Origin of the sequence: Halothiobacillus sp., from assembly GCF_028710545.1 — a bacterium.
Taxonomy (GTDB): Bacteria; Pseudomonadota; Gammaproteobacteria; order Halothiobacillales; family Halothiobacillaceae; genus Halothiobacillus.
Genome location: NZ_JAQTTX010000054.1, coordinates 1 through 15,589, shown reverse-complemented (window position 1 = coordinate 15,589; position 15,589 = coordinate 1). Strand labels below are relative to the sequence as shown.

Sequence of the window (15,589 nt, the reverse complement as noted above, 5' to 3'; positions counted from 1 at the left end):
GAGCCTTGTTCGACGTCGGCATGCACAGGCAATGGCTAAAATGCAGCAGGCGGTCATGACGTTTTTTCCGGAAGGCACCCGCATCAGTCAACCGCGTGGGGGATTCGTCTTATGGGTCGAATTGGCAGCGTCTCTGGATGGCACGGCGTTGATGCGCCATGCGATAGAACACCACATTTCGATTACGCCGGGTACGCTATTCGCCATCAATGGCGCGTTTCGGCACTGCATTCGATTGAACGCGGCCGTCCACTGGTCCGCGCAGGTGGAGGCTGCCATCGCATTCCTCGGTCATGCCGTGCGCGATCCGATATTCCATCGATCAGAAGACAAACGATAACAGCTCGTGAGGTAACGAATGTCGGTAGCCCGCAACGGTGCGTTAGAGGGCGGCTGCTTGCTCAGGCAAACGGAATGCTGATGACATCGAGGTTGGCTGTGTTTGGATTAGATCAGCGCACACGCACGAGCATCGCCAATACCTCACTGTGCGCCGTGTGTGGAAACAAATCGAAGATCTGTGCGCGAACCAGTTCAAAACCCGGCATCCGCATGAGATCCTGCGCCAGGCTCTCAGGATTACAGCTGGAATAAATCACCGTCTGTACATCAGACTGATCTAGAAAAGCGCACAGTGATGGGCCCAGTCCCCGTCGTGGCGGATTGACCACGACCAACGCCGGCACCTGGGATAGGCTTACCGCCTGATCAATGAACTCGTTGGCTCCGAGCGCATGAAACGATACGTTTTTCAAACCCAGTTCCGAAGCGGACTGCTGCGCACTGGCGATTGCTTCCGCACTGATTTCAATCCCTGTGACATGTCCTGAAACCACGTCGCTACAGTGCAATGCAAAGCCGCCCACACCGCAAAACAAATCCCACATATGTACAGGGGCCACCTCGGCCACCCAGCCACGGGCCGTGGCATATAACCGCTCCGCCACGCGGGTATTTGTCTGGAAGAAGCTCTTGGGGCGCAGATGCAACGGCAAGCCATTCAAATGCACTGTCAGCGTTTCCCGGTCCGTGAGAATCACTTCCTGCTCGCCCTCAAGGATGGCCTGATGCACGGGCTGAATATTGACCGAAAGCACGGCAAGGTGTGGCAAATCGGCCATCAATGTGGATAAGTCTGCACGCAGGCGCCCGATCCATATATCCGAACGCAAAACCAGCCGGACCATCAGTGAACCGTCGTCCTCGGAAACCGTAATCAGCAGGTATTTCAATTCACCTTGTCGCTTTTTGACGTCATAAGGCGGAATACCCAATCGACGGATCATCCGCTTGAGTGGTTCGAAGGCTTCGGTGATTGTATTTGGATACAACGGACAATTTGATAAATCGACACCGTCGCCGTCGGCATCGAGAATACCCAGACAAGGCGAGGATGCATGGCCGGAAACGACCATTTTTGCCTTGTTCCGGAAAGCAGTTTCGGCGCTGGGAACAATGGGCAGCCAGACGCCGCCCATACCCGTCAAGGCTGATTGACAACTAGCCTGCTTACGCTGCAACTGATCGGCATAAGGATCACCCAACCAGCGACAGGAACGACAAGTTCCACGTTCAAAATAAGCACAATGCATGAGACCTATATCCCGACGGGACATCCAAAATACCTAAAGATCAACCAGATCGAGACTGATCAGGCTGCAAAAAAAAACAATAAAAAAGGGGAGATGACACTCCCCTTTTGATCGCGAAGCCCGCCTTAACTAAACTTCTGTTCGATTTTCTTCAAGGCGGCGATCAGTTCAGGATTGCCTTCCGCTTCAATTTCTTCTGCAATCATCTTGTAGCTTTCCTGATCACCCACGCCGAGGAAGGCTTCGGCCAAGCCCAAACGGGTATCATCCTGAACCGCTGCTTCAATTACAGGCTCGAGATCGGGCAACGCTTCCTCTGCTGTCTCAGTGGCCTCGGGCGTATTATCGCCAAGCTCAAGATCAATGTCTTCTGGCGTGGGAGCCGGGTGTTCGGCACCCTCCAATGAAAGTGGTTCCAGTTCGCGCTCGGCCTCGACCTGGGGGGAAGGCTGATTCGTTTCATCGAAGTCCAGCGAAGTGTCGGCTGGTTTCTCACTCGGCAAGTCCAAACCTGCATCAAAAGAAAATGCGCTTTCTGGAATTGAATCCAGGGCATCCGATTCGGCTGGCGCAGAAAACTCGGTGCTCGTTTCTTCGCTTTCCGATTCCGCCATCGCGGTTGCAGGCGCCGGAGAATAAACCGCCAGCTCCTCAGTGTTTGGACGATGTTCGGGACCGAATTTTTCATCGATGCGCGCCAATACTTTTTCTAACTCAACAGTATTGTTCGCTTCCGCATACATCCTTGCGAGTTCTTGATAAAGCGACAACTCGTTAGGCTGGTGGGCGATCGCCTCTTCAACCAATTCATAGGCCTGTGTGTGGAGGTTATAGGAGATGAGTAATCGCGCTTCATCAATAACAGACTTTGAATCTGGAGCGGAACTGGCAGGAGGAACAGCCGGGGCCTTGGGCGCAACCTCTGCAACCACGCGTGGCTCCGCTTCTGCTTTGGGTTGCGCTGCCACAGCACCGGTGCCGGCAACGGCACCAGTCGTCGAGTAAATGGTTGATTCAACGGGTTCGCGTTTACGACCCCGTGAAATTGCCACCAACAACAGGATGATGATGAGCAGACCAGCTCCACCCATCAGATATGGTGCCCATTGCAACCAGAAATTATTGTTCTGAGCTTCCAGTTGTTTCTTGAGCAACTGGGTTTGCTCATTGGATTCCTTGATCTTCTGCTGCAACTTCTCAATGTTTTGATTCCGCTCGGAAACCAGACCCTGAACTTGTTTGAGCTGGTCATTCAACATTGAAATCTGCTTGCTCATCACTTCGCTTTTTGCATCGATGGAGGCAATGGCTTCATTGTTCTGCTGCAATGCATCGGCGGTCGGCGCGGCCGGAGCATCGATAGCCGGCAGCACGCCACTCAACTCGCCTGCGGTTCCTGTCCCCGCTGCTGGAGCTAATGCCTCCGGGGTTGCAGCGGCGGCTTTTTCCTTATCGGGCTCAACGGAGAGCAGTTGTAGCTTGGGCTTGGCTTCGGTGCTCGCAGTTTCCGACGATTGGGCACCGGCAGCTTTATCCGTCGGCGCAGTCCCTGCGGCAGCAACCGCCACGCGCTCGGGAACCTTGAGTGTTGAACCGGCTTTCATCAGATTGCCGTTACCATCGACAAAGGCGTTGGGGTTGGCGTTGATGATCGCCTGCATCATCGGCCGTACGGGAACCGACTTGTCGGCAACCGCAGTTTTGGCAATTTCGTAAAGCGTATCGCCGCGCTTCACATGGTAGGTGCCACCCATCTTGACATCCGGCACATTGGCGACGGGTGTCCAAGAAGATGTCGACTGAACGGGCCGGCTGGTCTTAGCAGGTGCCGCAACATTGCCAGTGAAAGAATTCTGGGATGCTGCCATGCCAGGGCGTTCGGCGTGAACCGGGGGATCAAGCAGAAAGTCAAATTCCTTGACTTGTGATCCATCCCCAGCGTTGATCTGGATCAACAGACTTAAGATAGGATTGGAGACAGCCCGCTTGGAACGGACAATAACGTAATCGCGCTTACCTTCGGAAGTGATCTGAAACGTGATGTTTCCAGCCAGACCATCGAGGGACAAGCCAGCCTGTTGGTAGTATTTCTCGGGCGCCAATCGCACCTTGACCTGATCAAGTGAAACGCCATTGAGCCCGGTTATCGGGATTTTGACGTTGAGTCGTTCAGTCAGATGTGATGCTATCCTGGCTTCACCCAGTTCCGCCGCGTGAACAAAAACCGGGGTACTACACAGAATACCGGCAATAATCCAACTCAACTTCCGCATGTCTATCAGCTCCTTCTAAAACAGATCTCTTGTGACCCCGGTGCAATCCGACAAACATCCATGCACAGCAGGGATCAGATTGACGTCAGGCATCTACCGTAATCGGATTGTGCCACAGATCAGCGGCAAGTTAGCCATAATTCAGCCCGGAATCAGGCCGAAGTCAAAGATAGTCGCGAGCCAGACACTCTGCTATCTGCACGCTGTTCAACGCGGCACCCTTGCGCACATTATCCGACACGACCCACAGGTTCAAGCCGCGCTCAATCGAAATATCTTCACGAATGCGGCCGACATAGACGGGGTCCGTTCCTGCCGCATCCGCTTGCGCGGTTGGCCAGCCGCCGTCTTTACGTTCATCGACCACTTTGACGCCCGGCGCCTTCTCCAGCAGAGTACGCGCATCCGCCGCCGTGATCTTGTCGCGCGTTTCGATGTGCAGCGCTTCTGAGTGGCCATAGAACACGGGCACGCGTACCGCTGTCGGGTTGACCATGATGCTGTCGTCACCCATGATCTTGCGGGTTTCCCATACCATTTTCATTTCTTCCTTAGTGTAGCCGTTATCCATGAACACATCGATTTGCGGCAGCACGTTGAACGCAATGGTCTTTGGATAGACGACCGGCTCCTTGCGATCCCCACTCAAAAGCGCTGCCGTTTGGCCAGCCAACTCCTCGATTGCTTCCTTGCCCGTACCGGAAACGGCCTGATAGGTAGCGATGTTGAGCCGGGTGATGCCCACCGCGTCATAAATCGGTTTGAGCGCAACCAGCATCTGGATCGTGGAGCAATTCGGGTTGGCGATGATGCCGCGATTCTTGTACTGGGCAATCGCCTCGGGATTGACTTCAGGCACGACAAGCGGAATATCGTCGTCGTAACGGAATTGCGAGGTGTTATCGATCACCACGCAGCCCGCCGCTGCCGCCTTGGGTGCGTAAATGGCAGATACCGAGGCCCCGGGCGAGAACAGACCAATCTGCACCTTCGAGAAATCGAACGTGGCCAGATCTTCAACCAGCAGCATCTTGTCGCCAAAAGGCACCCGCTTACCCACAGAACGCTCCGAAGCCAGGGCGTATACCTTGCCAACCGGGAATTTCCGTTCGGCAAGAATTTCCAGCATGGTTTCGCCCACGGCACCGGTTGCACCCACGACAGCCACATCAAATACACGACTCATAAAAATTTATTCACTCTCGGTTTTGTATGTATTTCGCGCCCCGCTCCTCAAAAGCGGACGCCAGAATGTGTATTAGTCTAACGCAGCGACGACCGCATCGCCCATTTGCGTAGTAGAAACCTTGCGATCTTGCGGCGTGCAGATGTCGGCCGTGCGTAATCCTTGATCCAGCACGCGGCTTACCGCAGTCTCGATCTTGTCGGCCAGATCACCCCGACCGAAGCTGTATCGCAGCAACATGGCGGCAGAAAGAATCGTTGCCAGCGGATTGGCAATGCCCTTGCCCGCGATGTCTGGTGCCGAACCATGGCTTGGTTCGTACAGGCCCTGGCCTTTATCGTTGAGTGAGGCCGAAGGCAACATGCCGATCGAGCCGGTCAGCATGGAGGCCTGATCGGACAAAATATCGCCGAACAGGTTTTCGGTCACCATCACGTCAAACTGTTTCGGCCAGCGCACCAACTGCATGGCGGCGTTATCGACGTACATGTGGGTCAGCTCGACTTGCGGATAATCCTTGGCGACACGGATCATGACTTCGCGCCACAATTCAGAGGTTTCCAGCACGTTGGCCTTGTCCACGGAGCAGACCTTCTTGTTGCGCTGCATCGCCGCTTCAAACGCAACGCGGCCAATGCGCTCGATTTCCGCTTCGTTGTAATGCATGGTGTTAAAACCTTCGCGCTGACCGTCTACTTCGCGGATACCGCGCGGTTGACCGAAATACACGCCACCGGTCAATTCGCGCACGATGAGAATATCCAGCCCAGCCACAACTTCCGGCTTCAGGGACGAACTATCGGCCAGTTGCGGATACAGAATCGCCGGACGCAGGTTGGCGAACAACCCCATCGCTGAACGAATACCCAGCAGGCCGCGCTCCGGTCGCAACGGACGATCGAGATTATCGTACTGCGGGCCGCCCACGGCGCCGAGCAGCACGGCATCGGCGGCCATCGCGGCTTTTCTGGTTTCTTCGGGGAAGGGATGACCGGCTGCATCGTAGGCCGCGCCACCAATCACGCCATCCACAAAATTGAGTGTCAAATCCGAGCCTTTCGTGACGGCCTTGAGCACCCGCACGGCCTGCTCGGTAATTTCCGGACCAATCCCGTCACCGGGCAACACCAAAATACTTTTCTGCATCATCAACCTCAATTCTTCTCAATCAATCGACAGGGCGGGTAAAGCGTCCCTGTAAAAAAATGGACTTACTTATCGAGAAACAACCACGGCGCGGTTTGCTGACGCCGGGCCTCGTAAGCGCGGATGTCGTCGGCGTGTTGCAAGGTCAAACCGATGTCATCCAGCCCTTCGAGCAGGCAATGCCGACGGAAGGCATCGACCTCAAATGTGATCACCGAGCCATCGGGTTTGATGATCTGTTGTTTTTCGAGGTCAACCGTCAACTGGTAGCCCTTGTCGGTCGCGACGTCACGAAACAGTTCATCAACCACCTCTTCCGGCAGGGCGATCGGCAACAAGCCGGTCTTAAAGCTGTTGTTGAAGAAGATATCGGCAAAGGACGGCGCGATCACGACGCGAAAACCGAAGTCTGTCAGCGCCCACACCGCGTGCTCCCGCGAGGAACCGCAGCCGAAGTTCCTCCGCGCCAACAGGATTGTGGATTGATCATACGGCGATTGATTCAGGATGAAATCCGGGTTTTTCGTTCGCTTGCTGTGATCCATGCCCGGCTCGCCCGGTTCAAGGTAACGCCAGTCATCGAAGGCGTTCGGCCCGAATTCGGTTCGTTTGACCGATTTCAAATATTGTTTGGGGATGATGGCATCGGTATCGACATTCGCCCGATCGAGCGGCGCGACGATGCCGGTATGGGTGGTGAAAGCTTGCATGATATTTCCTTAAACTAAATCAGGTTTTGGACTTGATCGGGTGACGGCTCAGTTGATCTGGCGCACGTCGACAAAATGGCCTGCAATCGCAGCGGCAGCGGCCATCGCCGGACTGACCAGATGCGTGCGCCCACCCTGCCCCTGACGGCCTTCAAAGTTGCGATTGCTGGTGGACGCGCAACGCTCGCCCGGTTCCAGGCGATCGGCATTCATCGCCAGGCACATCGAACAGCCCGGTTCCCGCCATTCAAAACCGGCGTTCAGGAAAATCTTGTCCAGGCCTTCTTTTTCCGCTTGCTCCCGCACGAGACCGGAGCCCGGCACGACCATGGCGAGCTTGACGTTCGAAGCCACCTTGCCATCACCGATCACGGCCGCTGCCGCACGCAAATCTTCGATCCGGGCATTGGTGCAGGAGCCGATAAAGACCTTATCAATCGTGATTTGCTCGATGGGCGTATTCGCTTCCAACCCCATGTAGGCGAGCGCCTTGCGCATACCGTCTGCCTTGACGGGATCGGTTTCGTTCGCCGGATCGGGCACGGTTGCCGACACGGGCACGACCATCTCCGGTGAAGTCCCCCAACTGACTTGCGGTGCAATCTCGGCCGCATCCAGAACCACGACTTTGTCGAACACGGCATCGGGATCGGATTTGAGTGTGCGCCAGTAAGCCGCTGCCTGTTCAAACAGCTCGCCCTGGGGTGCGAACGGTCGGCCACGGAAGTACTCGATGGTCTTTTCGTCCACCGCGACCATGCCCGCACGCGCACCGCCCTCGATCGCCATGTTGCACACACTCATGCGGCCTTCGATCGACAGCGATTCGATGGCCGACCCGGCAAACTCGACGGCATAGCCCGTGCCACCCGCGGTACCGATCTTGCCGATAATGGCGAGTACGACATCCTTGGCGGTCACGCCCGCACCCAACTGGCCATCCACGCGGATCTGCATGGTCTTGGCGCGTTTTTGCAACAGGGTTTGCGTCGCCATGACATGCTCGACCTCGGACGTGCCGATGCCGAACGCCAGCGCGCCGAATGCGCCATGCGTGGAGGTGTGCGAATCACCACAGACAATCGTCGTGCCCGGCAAGGTAAAACCTTCTTCCGGCCCGATCACGTGCACGATGCCTTGGCGTTTGTCATTCATCGCGAATTCCTGCACGCCGAATTCCGTGCAGTTGCGATCAAGGGTTTCAACCTGCTCACGGGAAACGAGATCGTCGATGCCACGCAGCCGGTTCGTGGTCGGTACGTTGTGGTCCGGCACGGCCAACATGGCACCAACGCGCCACGGTTTGCGGTTTGCCAGTCGCAAGCCTTCAAACGCTTGCGGGCTTGTTACTTCGTGCACCAGATGTCGGTCGATGTACAAAAGCACCGTGCCGTCTTCCTGCTCGCGCACGATGTGTTCATCAAAAATCTTGTCGTAAAGGGTTTTGCCAGCCATGAGTCGCTCCTTTGGGCGTATGCACCGAATGTGCGGATGAGCTTAGACGCAGCCAGATAAAACCAAAAATAGTATTTTTTCATATAATCTATTCCCGATGGTTATATCAAAGAAGCACAGCCCATGAATCCCACCCATATCGATCATCAACACATTCTGGCCTTTTTGAGCGTGGCGGAAACCGGATCGTTCTCGGCCGCAGCACAGCAACTTCACCTGACGCAACCGGCCGTGAGCAAGCGCGTCGCCCTGCTCGAATCGCAGGTGGGCGCACCCCTGTTCGAACGGATGGCAAGACAGGTTGTGTTGACGGAATTCGGCGCGCAGTTTCTGCCCGCCGCCCGGCAGGTGCGACAAGCAATGGACGATCTCGCGGCGGTCACGCTGGACAGTTCACGTCCTTTGAGCGGGCGGCTGGCGATTGCACTCAGTCATTATGTCGGGTTGCATTTGTTGCCGACCATACTGGAAGCCTTCAGTCGACGTTATCCGGATATCTTGCTGGATCTGCGATTCATGGACTCCGAAGCGGCCATTGGTGCCGTGGCCCAGGGAACAGTCCGGTTGGCGTATGGCACGCTGGGTCACAGTGCCCCTTCCTCGGTCGAGACAACGCCGCTCTGGCAGGAAAAACTGGTGCCACTCGTCGCATTGCGTCATACGGCCCACCGGATGCCCACGCTCCATGAACTGGCTCAACACCTGCCCATGATCGCGCCGGCAGCGCATACCAGCACGCGTCAGGCCATCGATATCTGGTTGAACGCTCAGCAGATCACGCCACTGGCGGTGATCGAAGTGAACCAACTCGATTCGATTGCGCTTCTGGTTGGCACAGGCATCGGTTGGGGGGTGCTGCCCGAAACCTTGCAGAATCTGGGTTTGGCGCGATTACCAAACACGGAACTGGCGCCCCCTGAACGTCAACTGGGTTTGATTACCCAAAAAAATCGCCCGACCCATCGACTGGCTCAGGCGTTTATGGATTGTGTGACCGAATGCCGGTCACAGAAGGCTGACACTCAGCCCGAATAAACCGGGTAGTCCGTATAACCCTTGCTGCCGCCGCCATAGAACGTGTTGGCATCGGCTTCGTTCCAGGGCGCATCCAGACGCACACGGTTCACGAGATCCGGATTGGCGATGAAGGGCACGCCGAATGCCACCACATCGGCATGTCCTTCGGTAATGGCGGCCTCGGCCGTAGCCTGCGTGTAGTGGTAGTTGACCATCAATTTCCCGGGCCACAACGGGCGCAGATCATTCAGGTCGAAATACGGCCCCGCAGCGCCCGGTTGATCGCTGCCCATGCCCGCGATGTGCAGATAGGCCAATGGATAAGCTGCCAGTTCCTTAACGACATAGGAGAACGTGCCCCAAGGATTGCTATCACTCATGCCGTTGGCAGGCTGGAGCGGTGAAATGCGAATCCCCGTGCGATCGGCACCCACGGCGGTCGTCACCGCTTCGACTACTTCACGTACCAGCCGGAAGCGATTTTCCAGCGAACCGCCATAGATGTCGTTACGATGATTACTGCCATCCCGGAGGAACTGATCGAGCAGATACCCATTGGCCGCGTGGATTTCCACCCCATCGAAACCCGCTTCAATCGCATTCTTGGCGGCTTGAGCATAGGTCGCGACAATGCCAGGCAATTCGGCAATATCCAGCGCACGCGGGGTTTCATAAGGGACTTTTTCAAACTGCGCGTTGCGCACCTCGCCGGGAATGGCAATGGCGGAAGGCGCAACGGGCAAGACACCACCGGGTTGAAAACTCGAGTGCGAAACACGACCGACATGCCACAACTGCAACACCATCTTCCCGCCAGCTGCATGCACGGCCGAAGTCACTTTTTTCCAGCCTGCGATCTGCTCGGGGCTGTGAATACCCGGCGTGCTCGGATAACCCTGGCCTTCCGGCATGATTTGCGTCGCTTCACTGATGATCAGCCCGGCGGTCGCCCGCTGGCGATAATATTCAACCATCAGATCGGTGGGCACGTTGCCCTCGCCTGCGCGGCAGCGCGTCAACGGCGCCATCACCATGCGGTTCGCCAGACTGATCTGACCCAGGGTTATCGGTTGCAACAAAACGGAATTCGAACTCATGAATGGTCACCTCGAAAATAGATTGCTTGCGAATAGTTAGCCAAATAATAAATGACTCGAGAGAAATTAGCACACCGGCAATCAAGCCGCTGGTTTATCGGATGGCGAGCGATCCTGAACCAGCACCCAGGGCGTGACGACCACACCCCACAAGTCGGCAGTATCGGACACCCAGTGACGCGCAATCTCGGTAGGCAAAAGGCCAAAATCACCGGCGCTCATCCAGTCTGCAACGCGCGATTTATCGTCCTCGGCCACGGCGACGGCCACTTCGACCAGATCAAGCGAACTGCCTACATGGATCACCTGCCCACGTGCGAAAAATGGCTCGATTTGTACCCAGCCGATCGGGGCGGTTTGTCCCAGAAACATGGCCCAACGGTCCATTGGCGCATCACACGGTTCGTTTTCGGGGTCCCTTGGTAAATTCATGGGTAAATTCATGGTCAAACCGTTCTCCAAGAGGTGATAATCTGCCGCCAGCATTTTTACCGGATATCGTTACACATATCCTCAAACAGGGGCTCTGACGAGCATAGCCAAGCGACTTCGATGACAAAATCCGCACGGCAAAAACGCCGGACACCGATTCAGGGCGCATATTATCTCAAACACCGGGCCGATTGCCCGCCAGTGACGCAGGCAGACGGCCTGACAGCACGGTATTTGCTGCCCCAGAACAGGGTGGAACAAAGCATGACGACATTGGGCCTGCAGGAAGTGGAACTGCAACCGGGCAAACAAGCCGATGGGCGCACCGCAGAGGGCGAACTGATGGTGTGGCAGATCCTGCAAGGTGCGGGGCTGATGAATCTGGGGGAAACGCAGTTTGCAGTCGTGCCCGGCGATGTCATCCTGATTCCCGCAACGCAACCCTATCGGCTCACCAACAAGTCTGAAGTTGCATTACGTCTTAATCAAATCACAACGCCAATCCCCAACCCTTCTTAAGTTCAAAGGATTTTCAATGCGCATTCAACGTTCAACATTCGATTTTTTGATGATCAGCGCCATTCTCGGCAGCGTGGTCCTGGTGACGAGCTTCTTTGGCTATGGAGCCGGCACACTGGTGATCATGTTCTGGGTGCTCGTGATCCTGTTCCGACTGAAACGCAGCAACAAATCCACGACCGATAAGGACAGCGATGGGTACATATCAGGTATGCACTCCGACAAAACTCGTCACGAAAACGACAGAAACGACGACGGTTCGGGTGATGGTGGCGGGGACTAACAGGATGCTGAAAAACCTCATCCATGAGTTTTTCAGCCATACTAAGTCCGGTACACGCCCGGACTTAGTATGCGAAAATCAATCACTTACGTGATCGATTTTCGTGCGGGACATCCATGCCCCGTCTTAACAGGCTGCTGAAATAAGTATTTCAGCAGCCTGTTAAGCCAGCGCTTACAGACCGGAGAGCACGTACTGCGTCAGATCATCAAAACGTGTGTGCTTGCTCAGATAATTGAGCAGCCAGTCCTTACCGGCTTGGCACTGTTCCTTGCGCGGGTACTTGGCTTCAACCTCGTTCAGCTTTTTGTAAACTTCTTGCCATTCCGGGATGCGTTCGCGCAGCGGCGCGCGCCGTACCGAACTGAAACCGACGAGAACCTTTTCGGGCGAGTAGTGCGGCGCGACGTACGCGATCACCCAATAATGATCACCGTTCTTCGCCCGATTGTTGACATAGCCGTAAAACTCCTTCTCGGCCTTGATGGTTTCCCACATCACGTAATACGCCGTTCTCGGCATCTGCGGGTGCCGAAGAATGGAATGAGGCGCACCGATCAGTTCTTCCCGCGTATAACCGGAAACGTCGCTCAATGTCCGGTTGGCAAACGTAATCACACCACGCAGATCCGTCCGCGACTGAATGGTCTGTGTTGGACGCATAATGTACTCGTGCCCGGATAATGTTTTTTCCATCACCATGATTCGTTTCCTCCCGGATTATTCATTCGTCTCAACTGCTGGCTGGCGTGCCCGAAGCACCGCCCTCACCCGTTCCAGATCAGCTGGCGTGTCCACGCCCGCGTGTGGAATCACCTCTGCCACCGCCACGGCGATCGACTCGCCCATGGCCAAGGCGCGAAGCTGCTCCAGCTTTTCCGCGCGCTCCAGCTCGGCCATCGGCGCCGCCGCGAAGCGTTGCAGGAACCCCGCCCGATAGGCATAAACACCCAGATGCCTAAAACCAAGCACGGCGCCGTTTTCCGGCAAGGCATCACGATGAAATGGAATGGGTGATCGAGAGAAATACAAAGCCTTGCCCGCTTCACTGGCGACGACCTTGACGGCCGATGGATCATTGAACTCATGCGCATCGGTGATCGGCACCATCAGGGTCGCCATCGCCGCCTCTTTCTGCGTGACCAGCAAACCCGCCACCTGCCGCAGCAGCTCGGGATGCATCAACGGCTCGTCACCCTGAAGATTCACCACGATCTGATCCTCAGCCAGACCCAGTTGGGTGACGACCTCAGCCAATCGATCGGTTCCCGACTCGTGATCAGCACGCGTCAGCACGGCATGGGCACCAAATTGCTCGGCGGCCGCATGAAGATCGGCGTCGTCCACGGCTACGATGATGCGCCCGGCTCCGCATTCTTTGGCGCAATCATGCACCCAGGCCAGCATGGGGCGGCCATGAATATCGGCGAGCGGTTTGCCGGGCAGACGGGACGAACTCATCCGCGCCGGGATAATGACGCAGAAATCACCATCAAAAACGGCCTCGCTCACGGTGCGACCGGCTCGGCTGGATGCGCCTTGCGCAAGGTTTCGTACTCTTCGTCCCCCAGCGGACGGGCATCTGTTTCCAGCATGACCGGGATGTCGTCACGAATGGGATAGGCCAAACGGGCTGACAGGGAAATCAACTCCTGGCTGGACGGCTGGTAGATCAATGGCCCCTTGGTCACCGGGCACACGAGAATTTCAAGCAAACGTTTATCCACAAAAAATCCCTCAAAAAAATTAGCAGCTTCTAACTGTTGGCAGCACAGCAAAACCGTTGAAAACCCCATGTTCAAGCTGAGGACTCAGGTTAGGGCGGTAGTTTGTCCAAAATGGCACGAACCAATTCATCTGGCAACCGGATTTGCCCGATGACCGCGAACACCTGCCCGGGGCGATCATGCCATGACGGACGGTTCTGCTGCCACTTCACCGCATCTTTCTCTGTCATCACGATCGGGATGTCTACCCGGCGAAGATGTTGAATCAATGCCGGAGGTACGGGTTGATGATCCTCCAACGCGTAGGTTTCCAGACCGAGGCCTCGCTCACGCAGCGCAGTGAAGAACTTCTCGGGATGCCCGATACCGGCCAGTGCGACGACGGGTTGGGTGCCAAAACTGAGCATGAAATCGTCCATGCCAAGTGTGCTCTGATCGTAGAGATCACGCACCATCGTCAATTCGAAATGAACGGCCCATTGATCATCAGAGAACTGTTCGCCATTGACGATAACGAAGTCGACGTCATCCAGGGTTTTAGCCGATTCTCGGAGCGGCCCCGCCGGTAGGCACAATCGATTGCCCAATCGACGTATTCCGTCGATCACCACAATTTCGACTTCCCGAGGCAAGGTGTGGTGCTGCAGGCCGTCATCACTCAGGATGACATCCACCTCCGGGTGCCGGGCACGCAATTGTTCGGCCGCCCGCAGCCGGTCGGGGTGAACGAACACGGGCACGTTCAGGGTATGGTGGATCAGCCAGGGTTCGTCGCCAACGGCATCAGGCCCGGCGGCTTCGGACACATCTCGCGGCTCGATCCCGATTCTGGCACCGTAACCACGGCTGATCACGCCTACCCTGCGTCCGTGTTCGGCAAGCGCGCGCGCCAGAGCAATCAGTACCGGGGTTTTGCCGGTTCCGCCCACGGTAATGTTACCGATAACGACCACCGGGCAACCGTCCTTCTGCCGCGCTTCCGCTCGCGCCGCAGCAGCCCGCCGCCGACGCGCGACCATACACGTAACGAGCGAGAGCGGCCAAAGCAACCAACTGCGCAATTCGCGCCGCTGCCAAAAATCGGGATAGCGCATTTACGAAGACATGGCCGCGGTTGCGCCCGAGGATGAATCGGACTTGAACTGCAAGCGATGCAGGGCCGCATACGCGCCATCGGCTGCCAGCAGTTCAGAATGGCTGCCGGTTTCGATGATTCGCCCCTTGTCGAGCACCACGATCATATCGGCATGTTCAATCGTGGATAGCCGATGGGCGATCACCAGGGTTGTTCGCCCGCGACTGAGATTATCCAAAGCCGCCTGAATATACCGTTCAGATTCGGTATCGAGCGCCGATGTCGCTTCATCCAGAATCAGGATCGGTGCATCGCGATAAAGGGCACGGGCAATGGCCAATCGCTGCCGCTGCCCGCCGGAGAGCAACACGCCGTTTTCACCCACTTGCGTGTCGAATCCCTGCGGGAGCCGTTCGATGAAATCGAGGGCAAAGGCCGCCTCGGCTGCGGCGCGCACACGTTCGATATCCGCCTCGCCACCATCGCTATAGCCGATATTGGCGGCAACCGTCGTGTTGAACAGCACGGTATCCTGCGAGACATAGGCGAATTGCCGCCGCAGATCGGTCAGCTTCAGCGCGGATATGGGGTGTTCGTCCAGAAAAATCGTACCCCGATCGATGTCCACAAAACGCGGCAGGCTGGCGATCAGGCTGGATTTACCCGCACCGCTTCGGCCAACCAGCGCCACGGTTTGCCCGGCCTTGATTTCCAGAGAGATATCCGAGAGCACCCAAGGGGCCTGTTCGCCTGTCGCGTAGCGCAAACCGACCCCAGCAAAACGAATCCGCCCCGACACCCGCTCGATGGATGCAGGTGTCGACGTATCGTGTTCGCGTGGTTCGTCCATCAGGCCAAACAGGCTCTCACCCGCCGCAATGCCCTTTTGCAGCACGGCATTGACACCGATCAGACGCTTCATGGGCGTCAGCATCAGGCTCAAAGCCGTAATGAAGGATACGAAGGTACCGACACTGATGGTCTGCATTCGATCTCCCGTCGTCGCGAACCAGACGATACCCGCAATGCCAATCGCCAAAATGAACTGCGTCAGCGGCGATGAAGCCGCCGTGACGG

Annotated in this window: 17 protein-coding genes; 4 read left to right on the top strand and 13 right to left on the bottom strand. The window is 56.5% G+C overall.

Annotated elements, in window-relative coordinates; translation table 11 throughout:
• On the top strand, nucleotides 1-340 hold a 340-nt coding region (locus PHD44_RS10560; protein ID WP_300191383.1), incomplete at its 5' end, for an aminotransferase class I/II-fold pyridoxal phosphate-dependent enzyme.
• Nucleotides 341-452: 112 nt separating this feature from the next.
• Here PHD44_RS10560 and rlmC read toward each other — a convergent pair.
• From rlmC to leuC, 6 genes are all read right to left on the bottom strand, one after another.
• Entirely contained in the window at nucleotides 453-1,592 is a 1,140-nt protein-coding gene (gene rlmC, locus PHD44_RS10555; RefSeq protein ID WP_300191381.1) for a 23S rRNA (uracil(747)-C(5))-methyltransferase RlmC, read from the bottom strand.
• A 125-nt stretch (nucleotides 1,593-1,717) separates the two neighbouring features.
• Nucleotides 1,718-3,694, bottom strand: coding sequence for a FimV family protein (locus tag PHD44_RS10550; RefSeq protein WP_300191378.1), 1,977 nt, complete (start codon nucleotides 3,692-3,694; stop codon nucleotides 1,718-1,720).
• Nucleotides 3,695-4,028: 334 nt separating this feature from the next.
• Nucleotides 4,029-5,051 carry an aspartate-semialdehyde dehydrogenase gene (locus PHD44_RS10545; RefSeq protein WP_300191376.1) on the bottom strand — a complete coding sequence of 341 codons (1,023 nt, stop codon included), beginning with the start codon at nucleotides 5,049-5,051 and terminating at the stop codon, nucleotides 4,029-4,031.
• Nucleotides 5,052-5,123: 72 nt separating this feature from the next.
• The gene (gene leuB, locus PHD44_RS10540) at nucleotides 5,124-6,197 is read right to left on the bottom strand and encodes a 3-isopropylmalate dehydrogenase (RefSeq protein WP_300191373.1); all 1,074 of its coding nucleotides are present in this window, start codon (nucleotides 6,195-6,197) and stop codon (nucleotides 5,124-5,126) included.
• Nucleotides 6,198-6,262: 65 nt separating this feature from the next.
• Complete coding sequence (gene leuD, locus PHD44_RS10535; protein WP_300191370.1) at nucleotides 6,263-6,907, bottom strand: 3-isopropylmalate dehydratase small subunit; 645 nt, start codon at nucleotides 6,905-6,907, stop codon at nucleotides 6,263-6,265.
• A 48-nt stretch (nucleotides 6,908-6,955) separates the two neighbouring features.
• Nucleotides 6,956-8,362, bottom strand: coding sequence for a 3-isopropylmalate dehydratase large subunit (gene leuC / locus PHD44_RS10530; RefSeq protein ID WP_300191367.1), 1,407 nt, complete (start codon nucleotides 8,360-8,362; stop codon nucleotides 6,956-6,958).
• 123 nt (nucleotides 8,363-8,485) lie between these two features.
• On the opposite strand from leuC, the gene PHD44_RS10525 reads away from it, so the two are divergent.
• A complete protein-coding gene (locus tag PHD44_RS10525; RefSeq protein WP_300191365.1) occupies nucleotides 8,486-9,397 on the top strand; it encodes a LysR family transcriptional regulator in 912 nt (303 codons plus the stop codon).
• Here the strand turns inward: PHD44_RS10525 and PHD44_RS10520 are convergent.
• Nucleotides 9,385-10,476 carry an alkene reductase gene (locus tag PHD44_RS10520; protein WP_300191363.1) on the bottom strand — a complete coding sequence of 364 codons (1,092 nt, stop codon included), beginning with the start codon at nucleotides 10,474-10,476 and terminating at the stop codon, nucleotides 9,385-9,387. The genes PHD44_RS10525 and PHD44_RS10520 overlap by 13 nt on opposite strands.
• 81 nt (nucleotides 10,477-10,557) lie before the next feature.
• Nucleotides 10,558-10,908: a DUF2288 domain-containing protein gene (locus PHD44_RS10515; protein ID WP_300191361.1), complete on the bottom strand. Its 351-nt coding sequence runs from the start codon at nucleotides 10,906-10,908 to the stop codon at nucleotides 10,558-10,560.
• A 120-nt stretch (nucleotides 10,909-11,028) separates the two neighbouring features.
• On the opposite strand from PHD44_RS10515, the gene PHD44_RS10510 reads away from it, so the two are divergent.
• Together PHD44_RS10510 and PHD44_RS10505 are read left to right on the top strand one after the other, a co-directional pair.
• Nucleotides 11,029-11,427, top strand: coding sequence for a cupin domain-containing protein (locus PHD44_RS10510; RefSeq protein WP_300191359.1), 399 nt, complete (start codon nucleotides 11,029-11,031; stop codon nucleotides 11,425-11,427).
• 16 nt (nucleotides 11,428-11,443) lie between these two features.
• On the top strand, nucleotides 11,444-11,710 hold the full coding sequence (locus tag PHD44_RS10505; RefSeq protein ID WP_300191356.1) for a hypothetical protein: 267 nt from the start codon (nucleotides 11,444-11,446) through the stop codon (nucleotides 11,708-11,710).
• Between the two features lie 174 nt (nucleotides 11,711-11,884).
• On the opposite strand, the gene PHD44_RS10500 is transcribed toward PHD44_RS10505, so the two are convergent.
• The 5 genes from PHD44_RS10500 to PHD44_RS10480 form a co-directional block, all read right to left on the bottom strand.
• Entirely contained in the window at nucleotides 11,885-12,412 is a 528-nt protein-coding gene (locus PHD44_RS10500) for a PAS domain-containing protein (RefSeq protein WP_300191354.1), read from the bottom strand.
• 18 nt (nucleotides 12,413-12,430) lie between these two features.
• On the bottom strand, nucleotides 12,431-13,222 hold the full coding sequence (gene kdsB, locus PHD44_RS10495) for a 3-deoxy-manno-octulosonate cytidylyltransferase (RefSeq protein WP_300191351.1): 792 nt from the start codon (nucleotides 13,220-13,222) through the stop codon (nucleotides 12,431-12,433).
• Complete coding sequence (locus PHD44_RS10490; protein ID WP_300191348.1) at nucleotides 13,219-13,437, bottom strand: Trm112 family protein; 219 nt, start codon at nucleotides 13,435-13,437, stop codon at nucleotides 13,219-13,221. Before PHD44_RS10490 ends, kdsB begins: the two co-directional genes overlap by 4 nt.
• 89 nt (nucleotides 13,438-13,526) lie before the next feature.
• On the bottom strand, nucleotides 13,527-14,531 hold the full coding sequence (lpxK, locus tag PHD44_RS10485; RefSeq protein ID WP_300191344.1) for a tetraacyldisaccharide 4'-kinase: 1,005 nt from the start codon (nucleotides 14,529-14,531) through the stop codon (nucleotides 13,527-13,529).
• The coding region (locus PHD44_RS10480) for an ATP-binding cassette domain-containing protein (RefSeq protein ID WP_300191341.1) at nucleotides 14,532-15,589 on the bottom strand (1,058 nt) is incomplete at its 5' end.

What these genes read in the sequence shown, in the direction of transcription:
- leuB (WP_300191373.1), bottom strand. Translation starts at nt 6,197, where the DNA reads ATGCAGAAAAGTATTTTGGTGTTGCCCGGTGACGGGATTGGTCCGGAA.
- PHD44_RS10510 (WP_300191359.1), top strand. Translation starts at nt 11,029, where the DNA reads ATGACAAAATCCGCACGGCAAAAACGCCGGACACCGATTCAGGGCGCA.
- PHD44_RS10500 (WP_300191354.1), bottom strand. Translation starts at nt 12,412, where the DNA reads ATGGTGATGGAAAAAACATTATCCGGGCACGAGTACATTATGCGTCCA.
- leuC (WP_300191367.1), bottom strand. Translation starts at nt 8,362, where the DNA reads ATGGCTGGCAAAACCCTTTACGACAAGATTTTTGATGAACACATCGTG.
- PHD44_RS10525 (WP_300191365.1), top strand. Translation starts at nt 8,486, where the DNA reads ATGAATCCCACCCATATCGATCATCAACACATTCTGGCCTTTTTGAGC.
- PHD44_RS10505 (WP_300191356.1), top strand. Translation starts at nt 11,444, where the DNA reads ATGCGCATTCAACGTTCAACATTCGATTTTTTGATGATCAGCGCCATT.
- PHD44_RS10520 (WP_300191363.1), bottom strand. Translation starts at nt 10,476, where the DNA reads ATGAGTTCGAATTCCGTTTTGTTGCAACCGATAACCCTGGGTCAGATC.
- PHD44_RS10515 (WP_300191361.1), bottom strand. Translation starts at nt 10,908, where the DNA reads ATGAATTTACCAAGGGACCCCGAAAACGAACCGTGTGATGCGCCAATG.
- lpxK (WP_300191344.1), bottom strand. Translation starts at nt 14,531, where the DNA reads ATGCGCTATCCCGATTTTTGGCAGCGGCGCGAATTGCGCAGTTGGTTG.
- rlmC (WP_300191381.1), bottom strand. Translation starts at nt 1,592, where the DNA reads ATGCATTGTGCTTATTTTGAACGTGGAACTTGTCGTTCCTGTCGCTGG.
- leuD (WP_300191370.1), bottom strand. Translation starts at nt 6,907, where the DNA reads ATGCAAGCTTTCACCACCCATACCGGCATCGTCGCGCCGCTCGATCGG.
- PHD44_RS10545 (WP_300191376.1), bottom strand. Translation starts at nt 5,051, where the DNA reads ATGAGTCGTGTATTTGATGTGGCTGTCGTGGGTGCAACCGGTGCCGTG.